The organism is Rheinheimera sp. SA_1, assembly GCF_001669775.1.
Lineage (GTDB): Bacteria > Pseudomonadota > Gammaproteobacteria > Enterobacterales > Alteromonadaceae > Pararheinheimera.
In genome coordinates, this window is sequence record NZ_LXWK01000016.1 from 504,982 (window position 1) to 525,753 (window position 20,772).

Annotated in this window: 20 protein-coding genes; 9 read left to right on the forward strand and 11 right to left on the reverse strand. The window is 48.9% G+C overall.

The window, feature by feature from the left end; translation table 11 throughout:
• The 7 genes from A5320_RS14220 to tkt all read right to left on the reverse strand — a co-directional run bounded on the left by A5320_RS14220 (nt 1) and on the right by tkt (nt 8,416).
• Nucleotides 1–525, reverse strand: a complete 525-nt coding sequence (locus A5320_RS14220; RefSeq protein ID WP_068065984.1) for a MotA/TolQ/ExbB proton channel family protein — start codon at nt 523–525, stop codon at nt 1–3.
• Nucleotides 525–1,889 (reverse strand): MotA/TolQ/ExbB proton channel family protein, encoded by a 1,365-nt coding sequence (locus A5320_RS14225; RefSeq protein WP_068065986.1) that lies wholly within the window; start codon nt 1,887–1,889, stop codon nt 525–527. The genes A5320_RS14220 and A5320_RS14225 overlap by 1 nt, the downstream gene beginning before the upstream one ends.
• Before the next feature lie 6 nt (nt 1,890–1,895).
• Nucleotides 1,896–2,669, reverse strand: coding sequence for a DUF3450 domain-containing protein (locus A5320_RS14230; protein ID WP_068065988.1), 774 nt, complete (start codon nt 2,667–2,669; stop codon nt 1,896–1,898).
• 240 nt (nt 2,670–2,909) lie between these two features.
• On the reverse strand, nt 2,910–3,974 hold the full coding sequence (gene fba, locus A5320_RS14235; protein WP_068065990.1) for a class II fructose-bisphosphate aldolase: 1,065 nt from the start codon (nt 3,972–3,974) through the stop codon (nt 2,910–2,912).
• Nucleotides 3,975–4,109: 135 nt separating this feature from the next.
• The gene (locus A5320_RS14240; RefSeq protein ID WP_068065991.1) at nt 4,110–5,291 is read right to left on the reverse strand and encodes a phosphoglycerate kinase; all 1,182 of its coding nucleotides are present in this window, start codon (nt 5,289–5,291) and stop codon (nt 4,110–4,112) included.
• Complete coding sequence (gene epd / locus A5320_RS14245; protein ID WP_068065994.1) at nt 5,278–6,330, reverse strand: erythrose-4-phosphate dehydrogenase; 1,053 nt, start codon at nt 6,328–6,330, stop codon at nt 5,278–5,280. The genes A5320_RS14240 and epd overlap by 14 nt, the downstream gene beginning before the upstream one ends.
• Nucleotides 6,331–6,418: 88 nt before the next feature.
• Nucleotides 6,419–8,416: a transketolase gene (gene tkt, locus A5320_RS14250; protein ID WP_068065997.1), complete on the reverse strand. Its 1,998-nt coding sequence runs from the start codon at nt 8,414–8,416 to the stop codon at nt 6,419–6,421.
• 512 nt (nt 8,417–8,928) lie between these two features.
• Here tkt and metK point away from each other — a divergent pair.
• Both metK and A5320_RS14260 read left to right on the forward strand, forming a co-directional pair.
• Nucleotides 8,929–10,080: a methionine adenosyltransferase gene (gene metK / locus A5320_RS14255; protein WP_068065999.1), complete on the forward strand. Its 1,152-nt coding sequence runs from the start codon at nt 8,929–8,931 to the stop codon at nt 10,078–10,080.
• A gap of 163 nt (nt 10,081–10,243) precedes the next feature.
• Entirely contained in the window at nt 10,244–11,824 is a 1,581-nt protein-coding gene (locus A5320_RS14260; RefSeq protein ID WP_068066001.1) for an AbgT family transporter, read from the forward strand.
• Between the two features lie 59 nt (nt 11,825–11,883).
• On the opposite strand, the gene A5320_RS14265 is transcribed toward A5320_RS14260, so the two are convergent.
• A complete protein-coding gene (locus A5320_RS14265; protein ID WP_068066003.1) occupies nt 11,884–12,903 on the reverse strand; it encodes an ABC transporter permease in 1,020 nt (339 codons plus the stop codon).
• Between the two features lie 12 nt (nt 12,904–12,915).
• Nucleotides 12,916–13,797 carry an ABC transporter ATP-binding protein gene (locus tag A5320_RS14270; protein ID WP_068066005.1) on the reverse strand — a complete coding sequence of 294 codons (882 nt, stop codon included), beginning with the start codon at nt 13,795–13,797 and terminating at the stop codon, nt 12,916–12,918.
• A gap of 101 nt (nt 13,798–13,898) precedes the next feature.
• Between A5320_RS14270 and rsmE the strand changes: the two genes are divergently transcribed.
• Genes rsmE through A5320_RS14295 form a run of 5 tightly spaced genes read left to right on the forward strand, consistent with a single transcriptional unit; the run spans nt 13,899 to nt 16,877 of the window.
• Nucleotides 13,899–14,627: a 16S rRNA (uracil(1498)-N(3))-methyltransferase gene (rsmE, locus tag A5320_RS14275; protein ID WP_068066006.1), complete on the forward strand. Its 729-nt coding sequence runs from the start codon at nt 13,899–13,901 to the stop codon at nt 14,625–14,627.
• 20 nt (nt 14,628–14,647) lie between these two features.
• Nucleotides 14,648–15,604 carry a glutathione synthase gene (gshB, locus tag A5320_RS14280; protein ID WP_068066008.1) on the forward strand — a complete coding sequence of 319 codons (957 nt, stop codon included), beginning with the start codon at nt 14,648–14,650 and terminating at the stop codon, nt 15,602–15,604.
• 13 nt (nt 15,605–15,617) lie between these two features.
• Entirely contained in the window at nt 15,618–16,190 is a 573-nt protein-coding gene (locus tag A5320_RS14285; RefSeq protein WP_197490122.1) for a YqgE/AlgH family protein, read from the forward strand.
• The gene (gene ruvX / locus A5320_RS14290; protein ID WP_068066011.1) at nt 16,190–16,615 is read left to right on the forward strand and encodes a Holliday junction resolvase RuvX; all 426 of its coding nucleotides are present in this window, start codon (nt 16,190–16,192) and stop codon (nt 16,613–16,615) included. The genes A5320_RS14285 and ruvX overlap by 1 nt, the downstream gene beginning before the upstream one ends.
• The gene (locus tag A5320_RS14295; RefSeq protein WP_231916737.1) at nt 16,596–16,877 is read left to right on the forward strand and encodes a DUF1653 domain-containing protein; all 282 of its coding nucleotides are present in this window, start codon (nt 16,596–16,598) and stop codon (nt 16,875–16,877) included. Before ruvX ends, A5320_RS14295 begins: the two co-directional genes overlap by 20 nt.
• Nucleotides 16,878–16,967: 90 nt before the next feature.
• Here A5320_RS14295 and A5320_RS14300 read toward each other — a convergent pair whose 3' ends face one another.
• Together A5320_RS14300 and A5320_RS14305 are read right to left on the reverse strand one after the other, a co-directional pair.
• Nucleotides 16,968–18,095, reverse strand: a complete 1,128-nt coding sequence (locus A5320_RS14300; protein ID WP_068066014.1) for a PilT/PilU family type 4a pilus ATPase — start codon at nt 18,093–18,095, stop codon at nt 16,968–16,970.
• A 10-nt stretch (nt 18,096–18,105) separates the two neighbouring features.
• Nucleotides 18,106–19,158: a type IV pilus twitching motility protein PilT gene (locus tag A5320_RS14305; RefSeq protein ID WP_068066017.1), complete on the reverse strand. Its 1,053-nt coding sequence runs from the start codon at nt 19,156–19,158 to the stop codon at nt 18,106–18,108.
• Between the two features lie 60 nt (nt 19,159–19,218).
• Between A5320_RS14305 and A5320_RS14310 the strand changes: the two genes are divergently transcribed.
• Nucleotides 19,219–19,920: a YggS family pyridoxal phosphate-dependent enzyme gene (locus A5320_RS14310; RefSeq protein ID WP_068066818.1), complete on the forward strand. Its 702-nt coding sequence runs from the start codon at nt 19,219–19,221 to the stop codon at nt 19,918–19,920.
• Nucleotides 19,913–20,728: a pyrroline-5-carboxylate reductase gene (gene proC / locus A5320_RS14315; RefSeq protein WP_068066020.1), complete on the forward strand. Its 816-nt coding sequence runs from the start codon at nt 19,913–19,915 to the stop codon at nt 20,726–20,728. The genes A5320_RS14310 and proC overlap by 8 nt, the downstream gene beginning before the upstream one ends.
• Nucleotides 20,729–20,772: the final 44 nt, after the last annotated feature.

Genomic DNA, 20,772 nt, shown 5'->3' on the forward strand with positions numbered 1-20,772 from the left:
TCAATGATGAGGCATGTTGTCAGCTAATTCATGCACTGCTGACTTTACCTTATCTTCCAGTTTGGACGTTACAAATACGCCTGATAAACATGCAACCATACCGGCCATCGTCGGGATTGTTGCCATTGAAATACCAGCCGCCATCAGTCTTGGGTTACCAGTGCCTTGTAATGCCATGATTTCGAACACCGCGATCATGCCTGTTACAGTACCTAACAGACCAATCATCGGACACACGGCCACTAACGTCTTGATAACTAAAATCCGCTCATTCAATTTGGTAGATGCCTCAGACACCCACGCATCACGAATTTTATGCGCATACCAGGAGGTTGTATCGGCCCGTGCGTGCCAGTCTGCGATAATACGATTACGCAATACCGGATACTCACGGGAGATAAACCATAAGCGCTCAATGATCAGAACCCACATCATGAAGAGCACAAAGGCGACAATATAAAGTACATCGCCGCCGGTAGCGATAAAATCCCTGACAGATTCCCAAAGCTCTATCAGGCTATGCATTATGCTTTCTCCTTCTCCGCATGAGCAGCGATGATACCAGCGCTTTGCTCATCCAGGATGTGCAGAATTGAGTTTGACTTCGTTTGTAACATTGAATGGATAAACAGTAATGGCAGAGCACATAACAGACCTTGAACAGTTGTTACCAACGCCATTGAAATCTGGCCAGCCATGATTTTCGGGTCGCCAGTACCGTGCAGAGTAATCATCTGGAAAGCACCGATCATACCGATTACTGTACCTAACAGACCCAGCAGAGGACCTACCGCTGCGATCAGTTTCAGAATGCCGATACCTTTTTCGATATCCGGAGTTTCACGCATGATAGCTTCGTCCAGTTTCAGTTCCAGGTTTTCAACGTCAACAGACTTGTTGTCGTGGTAAACTTTCAGGATCCGGCCCAGTGCATTGTTCGTGCTTGGGTTAGACAGGTTTTTCAGCTGAGCATTGATTTTTGATTGAGCTGCAGTCAGAGCAACATAACGCACGGCGCTGATTAATAAACCAATAATCAGTAATACTGTGATTACATAACCTGGTGTACCACCTGAGTGGAACTGCTCTTCTAATGTAGCTTCCTGAGTTTTCAAACGCAGAATCGCACCACCAGTCGGGTCAACGTACACTGCTTTCAGTTCACCGGCAGAAGCTGATTTGAATGCTGCTGCGTCATCCAGAATGTGACCTTCAGGCTGTTTTGCCAGAGGTTGCATTTCACGGGTGTCCGCATTGTAAACCAGGTAACCGTTGTCAGAAATCAGGTTGAATGCACCAATACGAGTAACGCTGCCAGTTGATGAAGTACCGTCTAAACCAACCACTGTGCCTTCAAATTTAGACACTTTAGCTGATTCAGTCATTTCTGTTTGCAGGGCGATCCACAGCTCTTCAAGTTCAGAAATTGTTGGTAACTCTTTTGCAGTTGACAGTTTCTTCAGCAGGTCTTCACGGCCTTTGTACTGAGCACTGATGTTTGAAGTGGCGATTGCACCGATAGTTTCTGTGGCAGAACCACGAACGATACCGAACATTTCACCTAATGTACCTTGAGCAGTTTGCAGTTCTTGTTCTTTCGCTGCCAGTTTGCCTTCGTTGTCAGCAAATTGTTGAGTTAAAGAACGACCACGCGATTCTTCTGCACTGAAAGCAGCTTTTGCTTTGTTCAGTAAAGCTTGCTTGTCAGCACGATCAGACAGGAACTCTTGTTCACGGGCCTGGTCGATTTTGCCTTCAGAAATGCGGTCTTTTTTAACTTGCTCTAACAGTTGATCCAGTTTTGCTGTGTCAGCAGCGGCAGTTAAGCACACACCGGCAGACAGGGTTACAGCAGCTGCGATCACTAAACCTTTAAACACTTTCTTCATTTATTCTTACTCCGCTGCTAACACTGGAAGTTTCAACAATTCAGGGGCAGCTTGTTTACCCGCAACACGAATCGCTAACTTGGTTGATTCCAGGTACTCTTGACCCAGAGCTTCCCACTGGCCTGATGCACGGCTGAACATCCAGGCTTGTTTCTCGTCCAGTGACTGAGCTAACAGCGCAATACGACCTACGTAAACGTAGTTCACAGTGATTTCCTGGCCGCCAACATTTAACTTATCAGTGTAAGTTGTGATTGCTGTGCCCAGATCTTTTTCAATTTGGTAAGCTTCGATCACCGTGCGGTACTGTTCAGAAGTGTTCACAGATGCGCTGGCTAAATAGCCGCGTAAACGTTCTACACGTTCCAGACGTTTGGTGACGTCGATTGGCATATCTGCCTTGATGAAGGCTTCCAGAGTATCAACCATTTTGTACATTAATGGCACGATACCTTGTTTGGTTCCTTCAATTGTACCGATCTGCTTGTCCAGCGAAGCTAAACCAGCATTTTGGTCAGCAACCAGACGTGCAACGTGATCGTTATACACTTTCAGGTTTTCGGTCTGTTCGACCAGAGTACGGTATTCAGCCAGCAATTCTTGTGACTGATCATAGATGTTGTTGATTTTTTCTTGTGACTGAACTGAAGCACGGGTTGTTTGAGCCGATGCTTTTTGCAGATCTGCCAACGTAGTTGCTGACGCAACTCCACTTACCAAAGTGAAGGCACCAACGAATGCTGATGCGATCAGGCTTTTACGGATGTTATTGTTAGACATAGTTCCCAACCAATAATTGCTGATTAACGTAACCTGTATAGTGAAGGCCAAATTTGTAAAAAAATATGACCTGGTTAGAGGGTAAACCGTCCGCATCATTGCAGCAAATCTGCAGGTTGTCAATATAACGGAGACCCCCTGCAGCAGTTGTTTTGCTACAATTTTTTGCTTGCAAATTTGCCCTTTTGGCTGCATTAAAATTTTAGTTTTTAAATTTTAATGCACCATTCATTTTTTCGCTTATTTAATGTTCGGCGTTAGTTTTCCCGACTCATAAAGCTTCACCATTTTTTCTAACGAAATGGCTTTTATTTTTGATCCCTGACCAGCAGCGCCAAACGCCTGGTAACGATCTTTACAAATATCCATCATTGCAACGACAGATGCCTGTAAATACTTGCGAGGATCAAATTCAGCCGGATGCTGTGCCATAAAACGGCGAATAGCACCGGTTGAAGCTAAACGCAAATCGGTATCGATATTGATTTTACGCACGCCATGTTTGATCCCTTCTTGTATTTGTTCCACCGGCACGCCATAAGTTTCCGAAATAGCGCCGCCATGTTCATTAATAATTTGTAGCCAGTCTTGTGGCACTGAACTTGAGCCATGCATCACTAAATGAGTGTCCGGAATGCGTGCGTGAATGGCTTTAATCCGGTCAATCGCCAGAATATCGCCTGTTGGCGGACGGCTGAACTTGTATGCGCCATGCGAAGTACCAACAGCAATCGCTAATGCATCAACCTGGGTCGCTTTCACAAATTGTGCAGCCTCTTCCGGATCCGTCAGCATCTGGTCGTGACTCAGCACACCTTCAGCGCCAACACCATCTTCTTCACCGGCAGTACCGGTTTCCAGGCTACCCAGACACCCTAATTCGCCTTCAACCGAAACACCACCAGCATGCGCCATTTCAACAACCTGGCGGGTGACCTGAACGTTATAGTTGTAGTCCATTGGCGTTTTGCCGTCAGTTCCCAGTGAGCCATCCATCATGACTGATGAAAAACCTAACTGAATGGCTTGCAGACATATGGCTGGAGAGGTTCCGTGATCCTGATGCATCACCACCGGAATATGTGGAAACTCTTCCACTGCCGCCAGAATTAAGTGACGTAAAAACGGTGCACCGGCATATTTACGGGCGCCAGCTGAAGCCTGAACGATGACTGGACTGTCAGTTGCGTCAGCAGCCAACATAATGGCACGCATTTGTTCTAAGTTGTTGACGTTAAATGCCGGAACGGCATAACCAAATTCGGCTGCATGGTCCAGCATCTGACGTAACGAAATTAAAGCCATAAGTTTCTCTCTTTTCTGTAGGGTCTCAGATTTTAAAGTGCGCGCAGCGCCTTGCTGTTATTCAACAATATTGCCAGTTGTTCTGGTCATTATGGTCGGTGCACACACCTACAATAAACAATGTTAAAAAGCGATTCAGTTGCCCAGCGCACGTTGTTCCAGAATTTCAACTGCTGGTAAAGTCTTACCTTCCAGAAATTCAAGGAAAGCGCCACCACCGGTAGAAATATAAGAAATCTGATCAGCAACGCCGTATTTATCAATGGCAGCTAAAGTATCACCACCACCGGCAATAGAAAACGCGTTACTTTGGGCGATTGCCTCGGCAATTGCTTTGGTACCTGCGGCAAACTGCTCAAATTCAAATACACCAACCGGACCATTCCAGACAATAGTACCGGCATTTTTCAGAATACTAACCAATTCAGCAGTGCTGGCTGGTCCAATATCAAAAACCATATCATCAGTGGAAATATCAGCGACTTGTTTTAATTCTGCCACTGTATCTTCGCTAAAGGCTTTACCTGTGACCACATCAGTTGGTACCGGAATGTTGCCACCGTTAGCCTTGGCGGCGGCGATTAAGCGCTGTGCTTCAGGAATTAAATCCACTTCACACAAGGATTTACCTACACCATGACCGGTTGCGGCGATAAAAGTATTAGCAATACCGCCACCGACGACCAACTGGTCGACGATTGAAGACAATGATTCGAGTACTGTTAGTTTAGTGGAAACTTTTGAACCACCAACAATAGCTACCAACGGCCGTTTTGGATTTTTCAGTGCTGCTGCCAAAGCTTCTAACTCAGCTGCCAGCAATGGGCCTGCACAGGCAACTGGTGCAAATTTCGCAACACCATGGGTGGTGGCCTGAGCGCGATGCGCGGTACCAAAAGCATCCATCACGAACACATCACAAAGTGCGGCCAACTGTCGGGATAAGGCTTCGTCGTTTTTACCTTCACCTTTGTTAAAACGTACGTTCTCAAACACCACCACTTCACCCTGCGCCACTTCAATACCCGCAAGGTATTCTTTGGCCAGGCGCACCGGTGCTTTTAATGCAGTTTGCAAATAAGCGACGACCGGTTGCATTGAAAACTCTTCAGCATAAACGCCCTCTTCCGGCCGGCCTAAATGTGAACACACCATCACTTTAGCGCCTTTGGCGAGCGCAAGTTCGATGGTTGGTAACGCTGCGCGTAACCGTGCATCTGAAGTGACTTTGCCGTTTTTTACCGGCACATTTAAATCTTCACGGATGAGTACCCGTTTTCCGGCCAAATCCAGATCAGCCATTTTAATTACCGACATGACAAGCTCCTTCTGAGAATGTAGATGAATCTGATTGCATCATGGCGCGGGCGGTATCGATCATCCGATTGGCGAAACCCCATTCGTTGTCACACCAAACCAGACATTTTACCAGTCTTTTATGACTAACGCGTGTCTGTGAGCCGTCCACAATGCAGGAATGTGGATCATGGTTAAAGTCGACCGACACTAAAGGCTCTTCAGTGTAATCGAGAATTTGTGGCAGTAATTGCTGACCTGCCTGTTTCAGCGCCGCATTAATATCTGCGACCGTGACGTCCTGATGCAAGGTGACACTTAAATCCATCGCCGTCACATTTAAAGTCGGCACCCGCACTGCAATAGCTTCAAACCGTCCAGCCAGATGCGGCATGATCCGCTCAATGCCGAGTGCAAGTTTGGTATCGACCGGAATAATCGAATGACTGGCGGCGCGGGTGCGGCGTAAATCCGGATGATATGCGTCTATCACCTGCTGATCATTCATCGATGCGTGAATGGTGGTGATGGTGCCGCTTTCAACACCAAAGTTTTGGTCGAGCACACTCAGCACCGGAATGATGCAGTTGGTGGTACAGGAACCGGCCGAAACGACCCGCATCGTTGGCGTCAGTTGTTGGTGGTTAATACCGTAAATAACGGTCGCATCAATATCCTGCCCCGCCGGGTGCGAAAAAAGTACTTTTTTTGCGCCGGCTTGCAGATGTAACATGGCATCGGCACGTGAACTGTAGACGCCGGTACACTCCATCACAATGTCGACCTGCAGCTGTTGCCAGGGCAAAGTAGCGGCATTCTCCTGGTGAAATAAGACGATCGGTTGACCGGAGACCGTCAGCTGTTCGCCGTCCAGTTGCACATCAAATCCAAAACGGCCGTGCGAGCTGTCGTACTTTAAAAGATGCGCAATACCTGCTGCGTCGGCCAGTTCGTTAATCGCCACCACCTGGATCTGCTGTTGTAATTGATTTTCAAATATAGCCCGCAAAATATTGCGGCCGATCCGGCCAAAACCGTTTATAGCAACTCGAATGGTCATACGGGTTTTATGTTATCCATGTTTCAAGCAATTGGTTGTGTAGGCAGCTAAGCAAAAGGGGCACTAAGCCCCTTTTCTTATCCAGCTGTTAGCCAAGCAATTCTTCGGCCGCTGCCAACACTTTGGCGGTGGTAATACCGAAGTATTCAAACAACTGCTCGGCAGGTGCCGATTCGCCAAAGCTGGTCATGCCGATAATTTTGCCTGTCAGACCAACATACTTATACCAGCAATCAACAATACCGGCTTCTACCGCAACACGTTTAGTGACAGCCGCTGGTAATACCGCTTCGCGATAGGCCGCATCTTGTGCTTCAAATACATCCGTTGAAGGTATTGACACAACCCGAACTTTTTTACCTTTAGCTGTCAGTTGCGCCGCAGCCTGCACTGCAAGTTCTACTTCTGAACCGGTGGCGATAAAAATCAGTTCTGGCGTACCAGCGCAATCCACCAGCACATAACCACCACGACGGATGTTCGCAACTTGCTCAGCTGTTCTCGGTTGTTGTACCAGGTTCTGCCGGGTGAAGATTAACGTGGTTGGGCCGTCAGTGCGTTCAATAGCGGCTTGCCATGACACTGCCGATTCCACCTGGTCGCAAGGACGCCAGTTCATCAGATTTGGCGTTACCCGCAGGGATGCAAGTTGTTCCACTGGCTGGTGCGTTGGGCCATCTTCGCCCAGTCCAATTGAATCGTGGGTATAAACAAAAATAACCCGTTGTTTCATTAGTGCAGCCATCCGCACCGCATTACGGGCGTATTCCATAAACATCAGGAAAGTGGCGCCGTAAGGAATAAAACCACCGTGCAAGGCGATACCATTCATAATGGCCGACATGCCAAATTCACGCACGCCATAATACAGGTAATTGCCGGCAGCATCTTCATTGCTGACGCCTTTACTGCCAGACCAAATCGTAAGGTTGGAACCTGCCAGGTCAGCAGAACCGCCTAAAAACTCTGGTAACAATGGACCAAAAGCGTTTAAGGCATTTTGCGATGCTTTGCGGCTGGCAATGGTGGCTGGTGTTGCTTGTAACTGAGCTACATAAGCATCAGATTTTTCACGCCAGTCAGCAGGTAAGTCACCCGCAACCCGACGGGCTAATTCAGCAGCCAGTTCCGGGTATGCAGCAGCATAAGCAGCAAATTGTTGTTGCCAGGCTTGTTGCGCGGCAGTGCCTTTGGTTTTGCCATCCCATTCCTGATAGATATCAGCCGGGATTTCAAAAGGAGCTGATTCCCATTGCAAAAATTCGCGGCTAGCAGCAATTTCAGCGTCACCCAAAGGCGCGCCATGGCAGTCGTGGCTGCCGGATTTGTTCGGTGAGCCATAACCAATAATAGTTTTACAGCAAATCAACGTTGGCTTGTCGGTTACAGAACGTGCTTCGTCAATGGCCGCACGCACCGCTTGAGCGTCATGACCATCAACATTAGCCACCACATGCCAGCCGTACGCTTCAAAACGCATCGGCGTATTGTCGGTAAACCAGCCTTCGACATGACCGTCAATCGAAATACCGTTGTCATCCCAGAATGCGATTAGTTTGCCAAGACCCAAAGTACCGGCCAGAGAACAAGCTTCGTGGGAAATACCTTCCATCAGGCAACCATCGCCTAAAAAGGTATAAGTGTGGTGATCGACGATAGCGTGACCAGGACGGTTAAATTGCGCAGCTAAGGCTTTTTCAGCAATCGCCATACCCACAGCATTAGTAATGCCCTGACCTAACGGGCCAGTGGTGGTTTCAACACCTGGTGCATAACCATACTCAGGGTGGCCTGGCGTTCTTGAATGCAATTGACGGAATTGTTTTAAATCGTCGATGGATAAGTCGTAACCTGTTAAATGCAACAAGGAGTACAGCAGCATCGAGCCATGGCCATTGGAGAGAATAAACCGGTCACGATTTGGCCAGGACGGGTCTTGCGGGTTGTGCTGCAGATAATCCCGCCACAGTACTTCGGCGATGTCCGCCATGCCCATTGGTGCACCAGGGTGACCTGATTTGGCTTTTTGTACTGCATCCATGCTCAGGGCACGGACGGCGTTGGCGAGTTGTTTACGAGATGGCATTATCACTCCTGCTACTGTCAGATCTTTATCCAAAGATTATGTTGTCCCTTCATCCTTGAAAATGCGGGGTTGTTGGCCGCCTTCACTCACCCCAGTCACATAGACAGCTATGCTCCTGGGGCTTCATTCAGTTGCCGCCTACCCGCATCTTCAATGATTTTGGGAAGTAAACGCGGTGCAGCTCTAACGGCTCATTGACGCGTCTGAATTTTTTACATGGTGGCATAAGTTCGCGGGCATTTTCCCAGAGCGTTGGCACAATGGCAAATTATAATATTCAAAAGCGACTCACCTTTTTTTAGCAGACGCGTTTTTTCTGCTAAAAAAGAAACCTTTCCTTAGTTTAATAATGTCAAATTTTTGATCTAACTTGCCGATAGCGCGTATAGTGATGGAATGAAAGACGTCCGGGCGGCAGAAAAAACTAGCCAAGGCAAAACGCTTTCAATAGAATACACAGCCCAAAATTCCAGCGCCTGGCGCATCAACAACCAACTTGTGGAACTCGTTACATGGCCCAACACATTTTTACCTCTGAATCTGTTTCTGAAGGACATCCGGATAAAATCGCTGACCAAATCTCTGATGCGGTATTGGATGCAATTTTGGAACAAGATCCAAAAGCCCGTGTCGCCTGCGAAACTTTCGTAAAAACCGGTATGGTGCTGGTCGGCGGTGAAATCACCACTTCTGCCTGGGTCGACATTGAAGAATTAACCCGCGCTACCATCCGTGAAATTGGTTATGTCCATTCTGATATGGGTTTTGATGCCAATTCATGTGCCGTATTAAGCGCCATCGGTAAACAATCCCCTGATATTAATCAAGGTGTTGATAAAAAAGATCCACGCGACCAAGGCGCCGGCGATCAGGGATTAATGTTTGGTTACGCCAGCAATGAAACTGACGTATTAATGCCAGCCCCAATTACCTATTCACACCGTCTGGTACAACAACAAGCAAAAGTCCGCAAAGACGGCACCCTGCCGTGGTTACGCCCGGACGCTAAATCGCAATTATCTTTTATTTATGTTGATGGTAAGCCAGTTGGTATTGATGCCGTGGTGTTATCAACCCAGCACTGCGATACCATTTCAACGCCCGACCTGCGCGAAGCCGTGATGGAACACATCATTAAGCCAGTGCTGCCAGCCGAATGGTTAACTAACAATACGAAGTTCTTTATTAACCCGACCGGTCGTTTTGTGATCGGTGGTCCAATGGGCGACTGTGGTCTGACTGGCCGCAAAATAATCGTCGATAGTTACGGCGGTATGGCGCGGCACGGTGGTGGTGCTTTCTCTGGTAAAGACCCATCAAAAGTTGACCGTTCAGCCGCTTACGCCGCTCGTTATGTCGCGAAAAACATCGTTGCTGCGGGCCTGGCTGCGCGCTGTGAAATTCAGGTGTCTTACGCTATTGGCGTGGCCGAGCCTACTTCTATCAGCGTTGAAACTTTTGGCACCAGCAAACTGACTGAAGATCAATTAATCGCTTTAATCCGCCGTCATTTTGACCTGCGCCCATACGGCCTGATTGAAATGCTGGATCTGGAACGCCCAATTTACCGCGCAACTGCTGCTTATGGTCACTTCGGCCGCAATGAGTTCCCTTGGGAACAAACCAACAAAGCCGACATTCTGCGCGCTGACGCTGGTTTGTAAGTCATTTCGCACTGAATGATGGAGAGCTTCGGCTCTCCTTTTTCTTGGCTGTTGATAAATACAATCCATTTACAATTAGTAGTTTTTTATTGCTATCCACAGCAGATGTTTTTATAACTAGCTTCCAATACCTCCAATGCAGCAACGCTAACAAGGAAAAAATATGACTGCAGCAACTCCAACCTCAGGCGTGCCTGTTAAACAAGGCTGGCTCAATCGCAGCCTGAACGCCATAGAACGGGTCGGTAATAAACTGCCTGATCCAGCGGTATTATTCGCACTGTTTATGGTCGCCGTTTGGGTTATTTCCTGGGCATTATCCGACATGGTTTTTACCGAAATTGATCCACGTTCCGGCCAACCCATTCAAATTGTCAATTTACTCGATGGCAGCTCGTTTACCGCCTTTATGGCGAAAATGGTCAGTACTTTTGTTACTTTCCCACCGCTGGGTGTGGTGCTGGTGGCCATGCTGGGCCTTGGTGTTGCCGAATACACCGGCTTTATCAATGCCGGTTTACGTTCAATTTTAGCGGTGACACCAAAAATTCTGCTGACACCTGTATTGATTGCGGTTGGTATTTTAAGCCATGTCGCGGTTGATGCCGGTTATGTGCTGGTGATCCCGCTGGGTGCTGTTATTTTCTATGCTGCTGGCCGTCATCCACTGGCCGGTATCGCTGCGGCGTTTGCTGGTGTTTCGGGTGGTTTTTCCTGCTCTTTGTTTATTCCAAGCAGTCTGGATCCAATGCTGGCCGGATTAACTCAGGCTTCGGCCCGTTTATCTTCGCACCCTGCAGCCGCTGAAATGTTGATTAACCCGCTGAATAACTTCTATTTTACTTCGGCATCAGCCATCGTGATTATTCTGGTCGGCTGGTTTTTAACCGACAAAGTAATTGAGCCGCGCTTAAAGCAAACTCAGGTCGATGGCGATCCGGCAACATTACCGACCATGGACGCGCTTAAACCTGAAGAACGCCGTGGTTTACGGTTTGCCATGCTGTCGATTCTGATCAGCGTTGCGGCGTTGGTGGCAACCGCCTACCCGGAAACGTCGGCCTGGCGCGGTACCGACGGTAGTCTGACCCACAGCACCGCCAATTTGATGCAGTCTATTGTTGGGCTGATTTTTATCCTGTTTTTAATCCCTGGTGTGGTCTATGGCTATGCGGCAGGTACCGTAAAAACGCATCGTGATGTGGTGCAAGGCATGAGTAAAGCGATGAGTGGCATGGGTTATTACATCGTGATGGCGTTTTTCTGCGCGCAGTTTATTTATGCCTTTGGCCAATCAAATTTAGGCGCATTGTTTGCGATTAAAGGCGCCGGTGCCTTAAAAGAGATGGCGTTGCCAATGGGCGTCACGCTGATTGGCATTATCTTTTTAACTGCTTCGGTCAATTTATTGGTTGGTTCGGCCTCAGCCAAATGGGCGTTGATTGGTGCTGTGATGGTGCCAATGCTGATGGAACTGGGTGTTTCCCCTGATTTCACTCAGGCAGCTTATCGGGTTGGTGACTCATCCACCAATATCATCACCCCTTTGATGCCGTACTTTCCGCTGATTGTAGTGTTCTGCCAGAAGTATGTGAAATCGACCGGCATTGGTAGTTTGATTGCGCTGATGTTGCCATTTTCAGTGTCCTTTATTGTGGTCTGGACCTGTTTCCTGCTGCTATACTGGTCATTGGGTTTACCACTGGGTATTGGTTCAAGCTATACCTTCCCAGCCCTGCCGTAATCAGTTCGCTGCAATGACTAAGGCGCCAAACCGGCGCCTTTTTCATTTCTAACAAGTGGCTATCGTCCATCACCCTGCCAACGGAATAACATCGCCGCCACTGACAAAAACACCACAATCATTCCTACCATCACCGACAGCGGATAAGTCAGCTGCGACAACGTGGCGCCATCGGTCATTATGGCCCGTGCTGCCGCGACTAAATGGGTCAATGGCAAAATATCGGCAAACCATTGCACCGCTTTGGGTGCACCTTCGAGGCTAAACCAGACACCGGATAAAATCATCATCGGCCAGCTCGCCATATTCAGTAAGCCACCGGTCAGCTCTTCTGAACGTGAACGGCTAGCAATTAATAACCCCAGCGAAATCATTGCCATGGCGCCAAGAATGGTCACCAGCAATAAATCGAAGTAACTGCCGAGCATTACAAAATCAAATAATAAGTCGCAGCCAAGATAAATACTGCCAGCGATAAACAGCACAATGCCAAGACGGGACAACACCTGGGCGCTGATAAATTCCAGTGCGGTTAAAGGCGTGGCTTGCAGCCGTTTTAGCACCGAGTTTTTCCGATAACGCACCAAAACATAGCCAACGCCGAACAAACACGAAAACATCATGTTCATTCCGAGAATGCCCGGCAGTGCCCAATCGACATAACGGATTTGCCGGCCAGTGACGATAGCTTTCACCGCATCTGGTTCTAATTGCAAAAACAACTTTTCGGCCAGATAACCTTTGGCCGAACTGTCATTCAACCAATATTGTTTCGCCGCTAAATCAACCAGTAAATCCAGCTGATGATGTTGCAGTTTTTTTAGCGCAGTTTCGCTTTGCGCATAAGGCACAAATTCCAGATACCGGGTTTGCAAAAACGCATGTGTTGTTATATCAATGGTTGCAGCCTCTTGCAGCACCCCTATTTTAAACTCGGCTTTATTGCCGTTGCCAAACACCACCGCAAAACCGGCCACCAGCAACACCGGGAAAATAAAATTCCAGGCCAAGGAGGATTTATCGCGCCAGAACTCTAAATTGCGCGCCTTAAAAACCGCTAAAAAACGTTTTAAATTCATTTGCTTATTTCCTTAAGCCGACAGGCTGTGACCGGTCAGTTTTAAAAACAAATCATCCAGGTTGGCCGATTTAATAAACAAACCTTCCAGCGAAAATTGCTGTGCCTGCAACAAGCGGATGGTTTGTTCAATATCACGGCTGTTAATCTGCAAATAACCGCCGGCTCTGCTCCAGCTTGCATCATCCGGCAATTCTGGATCTTGCCCCTGATCCGGTAGCCGTAATAACGCGCCGCTAAAATGTTGTGCCAGTAAGGCTTCCGGCGAATCGAGCGCAATAATGTTGCCTTTATCCATGATCAGAATTTGATCACAGAGCTGTTCGGCTTCATCCATATAATGAGTGGTGAGGATCACGGTGCGGCCTTGCGCTTTGACCTGTTCAATCAGTGCCCAGAAATTACGTCGCGCATGCGGGTCGAGACCGGTGGTGGGCTCGTCCAGGAAAATGATTTGTGGCTCGTTCACCAACGCTAGTGCCAGCAACAATCGCTGACGCTGGCCGCCGGATAATTTACGGTGATCGCGGTCCAAAATTTCAGTCAGATCACAAAGCTGGATCAGCTCGGCCAGGTCCGCAGGTTTTGGGTAAAACGCCGCAAACAGCTTTAGCGTTTCATGCACGGTTAAATAATCCTGCAACGCCGTTTGCTGAAATTGCACCCCAAGTTGCTGAAAATCGCTGCGGCTGGCTGGTTTGCCGTGGTAAAAAATCTCGCCCGAATCCGGTTGCACCAGCCCTTCCAGCATTTCAATGGTGGTGGTTTTACCAGCGCCATTCGGACCCAGCAAGCCAAAACAGCTGCCCTGTTTCACACTAAAACTAATGCCATTGACAGCCACCAGCTCAGCGTATTTTTTAGTAAGACCTCGTACATCCAATACCGTACTCATCCAGACTCCTGAACCAACCTGCTTATTTGTATGCCTTATGTTATACCTTTGTCCGGGAACGCCTGCTACCATAGCGCTTTTATTTTTCGGAAAACTTGTTGATGCGGATCCCGAGAATTTATCAACCTGGCGCTCTCGCGCCACAGCAATCCATGTCACTCGCTGACGAGCCTGCCAATCATGTTGGCCGCGTACTGCGGATGCAGTCAGGCGATGCGATAATTTTGTTTAATGGTGATGGTCATGATTATCCGGCCGTGATTACCGAGACCGGTAAAAAATCGGTGCTGGTGCAAATTAACGCTAAAATTGAAAATCAGGTCGAATCACCGTTAAAAATTCATCTGGGACAAGGTATTTCCAGAGGCGATCGGATGGATTTTGCCATTCAAAAAGCGGTTGAACTTGGGGTGACAGAAATCACGCCGCTGTTTACCGAACGTTGTGGTGTTAAGCTGGACGCTGAACGTCTGCAAAAGCGCACCGAGCAATGGCAAAAAATTGCAATCAGCGCTTGTGAACAAAGTGGCCGCAGTGTGGTGCCAACTGTGCATCCTGCGCTTAATCTCGACAAATGGCTGGGCCAGCCGACCGAAGAATTAAAACTGACCTTGGATCCGTGGGCCAAAGACACCATTAAGACCTTAACGCCGGTAACCACAGTACGGCTGGTGATTGGTCCTGAAGGTGGCTTCAGCGACCGTGAAGTACAACTCACCACCAGTGCCGGCTTTGTCGCAGTACAGCTTGGGCCACGGGTCCTTCGCACCGAAACCGCCGCGCTGACCGCGATCAGCGCCTTGCAATTACAGATGGGTGATTTGGCATAAGCCAGTCCGGGAGCAAAGATTTGATCAAGTTAGGCATTGTAATGGACCCAATTTCGTCCATTAATATCAAAAAAGATTCCAGTTTTGCCATGTTGTTACAGGCGCAAAAACGTGGTTATCAGCTGCACTATATGGAAATGGCCGATTTGTATTTACTGGAAGGCCAGGCCAGAGCCAGCACCAGACTACTGCAGGTCGAGCAAAACCCGGCCAAATGGTATGAATTTAATGGCCAGCAGGACATTGCGCTCTCTGACCTTGACGTGATTCTGATGCGCAAAGATCCGCCGTTTGATACCGAATTTGTCTACGCCACCTACATTCTGGAGCGGGCGGAAGATGAAGGCACTTTAATCGTTAACAAACCGCAGAGCCTGCGTGACGCCAACGAAAAGCTTTATACCAGCTGGTTTAGTCAGCACACGCCAAAGACCCTGGTGACGCGCGACGCGGCCAGACTGAAAGCTTTTTATCAGGCGGAAAAAGACGTCATTCTGAAACCGTTGGATGGCATGGGCGGAGCGTCGATTTTCCGCTTAAAACCGGAAGATGCTAACGTCAGCGTGATTATTGAAACCCTGACCGAACATGGCAGCCGTTATGCGATGGCGCAAAAATTTATTCCGGAAATTAAAGACGGCGACAAACGGGTGCTGGTCATTAACGGCGAGCCAGTGCCTTATTGCCTGGCGCGTATTCCGGCCAGCGGCGAAACCCGCGGCAATCTGGCAGCTGGTGGTCGCGGTGAAGCGCGGCCGTTAACCGACTCGGATTGGGCCATCGCCCGGGCTGTTGGTCCGGCGTTAAAAGCCAAAGGACTGATTTTTGTCGGCCTGGATATTATTGGCGATAAGCTCACTGAAATTAACGTCACCAGCCCAACTTGTATCCGCGAAATTGAAGCGGCCTTTCCAATCAGCATTACCGGACTATTATTTGATCAAATTGAGCTGCTGCTTCAAAAGCAGTCAGACTGAAATGGAGACGTCGATGACAGATAGCACCATGGCCAGTTTGCAAAACCATTTACTAATCGCGATGCCTGCGCTGGAAGACCCGCTGTTCGGCCGCAGCGTGACCTATATTTGCGAGCATAATACCGATGGTGCCATGGGCATTGTCATTAATCATCCGCTGTCGATTAACGTCTCCGACTTATTACGGCAGCTGGAAATTGAGCATAACGCCGATTGCGCGGCTGCCAAAGCGCGGGTCTGTGCCGGTGGTCCGGTGCAAAACGAACGTGGTTTTGTGCTGCATACGCCCAAAGAAGGCTTTGTCAGTAGCTTACGACTGACCGATGATTTGATGGTCACCACCTCCAAAGACATTCTGGAGCAGTTAACTTCCGAAAATGCACCAGAAAAATTCATTCTGGCTTTGGGTTACGCTGGCTGGAGCGCCGGGCAGCTGGAGCAGGAAATTGCGGACAATTCCTGGCTGGTGATCCCGGCCGATAACCAGATTATTTTTGATTTAAGTCATGCCGAAAAATGGCAAGGCGCCACCAAACGCCTTGGCATCCAGTCATGGCAATTAAGCCCAGTGGCAGGACATGCCTGATGAGTGAAAAACCAAATATTCTGGCCTTTGACTATGGCCTGAAAAGTATCGGCGTGGCTGTGGGTCAGCAACTAACCGGCAGCGCCAGCACCTTAAAAGCGCTAAAAGCTGTTGATGGTACGCCAGATTGGACTCAGATTGAAAAGCTGATCAGCGAATGGCAGCCTGGCCTGGTCGTCGTCGGTTTGCCGTTAAATATGGACGGCACTGAACAGCCATTTACCGCCCGGGTGCATAAATTCGTCAATCGGCTGCACGGTCGTTTTGGCCTCAAAGTCGTGACGCAGGACGAACGTTTAACCACAGTCGATGCCCGTGCCGATTTATTTGCGCAAGGTGGTTTTAAAAAACTCAGTAAAGATGCCGTCGATTGCTGGTCGGCCAAATTGATCCTGGAGAGCTGGTTTGACAATCATTCTGCCTGACAATGGTATTTCCGCATTGCTGGATCACGGCGATGGCTCGGTGCCACTGGGTTATTACCAGCATTACAAAGGCCCTTGCTACCAACTGCTGGCGATTGCCATGCACAGCGAAGATGAACTGCCTTACGCGGTGTATCGGGCTTTGTATGGTGATTACGGCCTGTGGGTGCGCCCGTTGTCGATGTTCACTGAAACTGTGACCATTCAGGGTGAAGAAGTACCAAGATTTCAGTTTGTTGGTACTGAACGCCCAGCACCGTAAATGTTAATGCAGGGGTCAGTGTCAATTGTTAACAGTTTTCTGTTAACAATTGACACTGACCCCGACGTTAACAACCCTTTTTCCTCAACCTTAGTTTTTCTCTGGTTTTTCCAGACCATCCACTGTGACATTCGCCAGAAAACCAGCACCTGACGTTTCATTGTTACGCAGCTTAATCATCAGTCGTAAGTCATTCGGTGAATCAGCATGGTGCAGTGCATCGGCATAGCTGATTTGGCTGCGCTGATATAAATCGTACAAAGCCTGATCGAAGGTCTGCATCCCAAGCTCGCGGGATTTCGTCATCACCGCCTTCACTTCATCAATTTCACCACGTTTGATTAAATCGGCCACCAAAGGTGAATTGAGCAGCACTTCAATCGCGGCGATCCGGCGTGAGCCATCCGGCGTTGGGATCAATTGCTGTGCGACAATCGCCCGCAGGTTTAACGACAAATCAAACAGCAACTTGCCGTGTTTTTCTTTGGGTACTAAATGCATGATCCGGTCAATAGCCTGGTTAGCATTGTTAGCGTGCAATGTGGCAATACATAAATGCCCTGTTTCGGCAAAGGACAACGCATATTCCATCGTATCCTGACTGCGGATTTCACCAATCAGAATGACATCGGGCGCCTGGCGTAACGAGCTTTTCAGCGCGGACTCAAACGAATCGGTGTCAATGCCGACTTCACGCTGGGTGATCAGACTTTTTTGGTGATCGTGCACAAATTCAATCGGATCTTCGATGGTCAGAATATGGCCACGGGACGTTTTATTGCGATAACCAATTAAAGCAGCCAACGAGGTTGATTTACCAGTACCGGTACCCCCAACAAATAACACCAGCCCACGTTTAGACATGATGATTTCTTTTAGGATCGGCGGCAGGCCTAAATCGTCAGCATTCGGAATGGTCGTAACGATGCGACGCACCACCATACCCGCCTGATCGCGTTGAAAAAACGCTGACACCCGAAAACGACCAGCCTCATTGGCCACAGCGAAGTTACATTCTTTGACTTTCAGAAACTCATTTTTTTGTTTTTCATTCATCGCCGCCAGCACAATGGCCAGCGAGTCTTCTGCTGTCAGCGGCGTGTCGTCGATCGGCAGCAATTCACCGTTAATCTTCGCTGCGACCGGCATACCTGCCGTGACGAACATATCGGACGCTTTGGCATCCACCATTTTTTGCAATAACTGAACTAATTCCACCTTAATGCTCCTAAATCCGGCCCATAGCACCAAAAGCGTTTTTGTCTTGTGCTTTGGCGAGCGCGTCTTGTTTGGTGATGAGGCCGCGGTTTACCAGATTCAATAAACATTGATCCATGGTTTGCATGCCGTGTGCGGCACCGGTTTGGATCACCGAATACATCTGCGCAATTTTGTCTTCGCGGATCAGATTTCGAATTGCTGGCAATCCGACCATAATTTCATGCGCCGCGACCCGGCCACCACCGACTTTTTTCAGCAGCGTTTGTGAAATAACTGCGCGCAATGATTCCGATAACATCGAACGCACCATAGCTTTTTCTTCGCCCGGGAATACGTCGATGATCCGGTCAATGGTTTTAGGGGCAGACGTGGTGTGCAAGGTGCCGAATACCAGGTGACCGGTTTCAGCGGCAGTCATTGCCAGACGAATAGTTTCCAAATCCCGTAATTCACCGACCAGAATAATGTCCGGATCTTCCCGTAATGCCGAGCGTAAAGCATTACTAAAACTTAACGTATCGCGGTGGACTTCCCGTTGGTTGACCAGACAAAGTTTGTTGTGGTGCACAAATTCAATCGGATCTTCGATGGTCAGAATGTGTTCATGGCGGGTGGTATTAATGTAATCAACCATCGCCGCCAGCGTCGTGGATTTACCCGAACCGGTTGGGCCGGTCACCAACACTAAACCGCGTGGGTTTTCGGCGATGGTGCGAAACACGTCAGGTGCCGCCAAATCATCAAGGCTCAGCACTTCACTGGGGATGGTCCGGAATACCGCCGCGGCACCGCGGTTTTGCACAAAGGCGTTGACCCGAAAGCGCGCCAAACCAGGCACTTCAAACGAAAAATCTGACTCCAGCCGTTCTTCGTATTCTTTACGCTGCTTATCCGTCATAATGTCGTACACCAAAGCGTGCACATCTTTATGCGTCAGCGGCGGAATGTTTAAGCGACGCACGTCGCCATCGACCCGGATCAGCGGCGGCACACCGGCAGATAAGTGTAAATCCGACGACTTATGCTGCACGCTAAAGGCTAATAATTCGGTAATATCCATGACAAAATGTACTCCTGTTTGCCAGAAACTAAAAAAATAATCACGAAAAGTCAGGTCCCAATGGATAACAACATAGCAGAACGACTGAATTCAGCCTACCGGCAGCTTGCAGAAATTAAGCAGAAAAACCCCAGTGTGCGTGCAGATGCACAATTAATCGCCGTCAGTAAAACCAAACCCATCTCATTGATTCAAGAAGCATATCTGGCCGGTCAACGTCTTTTTGGCGAAAACTATGTGCAGGAGTTGGTCGATAAAGCCACTGCATTAGCTGAACTGACTGATTTAGAATGGCATTTTATTGGTCCAATCCAGTCCAACAAAACTCGCGATATCGCAAAATTTGCATCCTGGGTGCACAGCGTCGACCGGCTGAAAATCGCCGAACGGTTATCGGCGCAGCGCCCGACAGACATGCCGACATTAAAAGTACTTATCCAAGTGAATATCAGCGATGAATCAAGTAAAGCAGGTATCGCCGCCGCTGAAGTTCTGCCTTTTGCAGCCCAGATTGCCGCTTTGCCAAACTTACAGCTGGCAGGCTTAATGGCCATTCCTGCCCCCGCAATTGATAGCGACAACAGCCTGGCTTTTGCCCGGATGCAAGCATTGTCCGCCCAACTACAGCAACAATTTCCGCAGGCCAGGGCTCTCTCGATGGGCATGTCAGATGACTGGCAACAAGCCCTGACTTTCGGTGCAACTATGATAAGATTAGGCACAGCCATTTTCGGCGCGCGGGAACCGCAACCTCATGAATGAAAACACAGTAGCTTTTATTGGCGCCGGTAATATGGCGCGTTGTTTGATAGCCGCCCTGGTGAAACAGGGTTATCCGCCAGAAAATATTATCGCCAGCAATCGTAATCCACAAAAACTGGCCGCGCTTGCCACCGACTTTGCCATTCAAACCACCGAAGATAACGTGCATGCGGCGCAAGTCGCCGATGTGATTGTGCTGGCGGTGAAGCCTCAACTGATGGCAGAAGTTTGTCAGGCCATGCTGGCCGGAGCGCCGGAGATCCACGAAAAACTTTTTGTCACTGTCGCTGCCGGTTTACCAGTCAGCCGGTATCGTGACTGGCTTGGTGATGTCCGCATCGTTCGCGCTATGCCTAATACGCCGGCGCAAATTGGTCTGGGAGTAACCGGGCTTTTCCCAAGCCAATGTTCCAACTACGAAAAATCTTTTGTCGATCAGTTATTCCGAGGCTGTGGCCGCAATGTCTGGTTGGATGACGAAGCACAAATTAATCACATTATTGCGGTCAGCGGCAGTGCGCCGGCCTACTTCTTTTATTTTATGCAGGCCATGCAACAGCAAGCAGAAACCCTTGGATTTAACAGTGAAGATGCCCGGGCCATGGTAGCGCAAACGGCGTTAGGCGCGGCGACCTTAGCGGCGAAGTCTGATTTGTCATTTGCCGATTTACGCGCAGAAGTCACCAGCAAAGGCGGCACCACCCACGAAGCGATTGAAACTTTCCGGGCGCGTGAGCTGGAACAGACCGTCGCTGCAGCGATGCAAGCAGCAATTGCCAGAGCCGAAGCGATGGCAACGACTTTATAGGTATGAGCGGGCATATACCCAACATCATTAAAGATGCGGATATA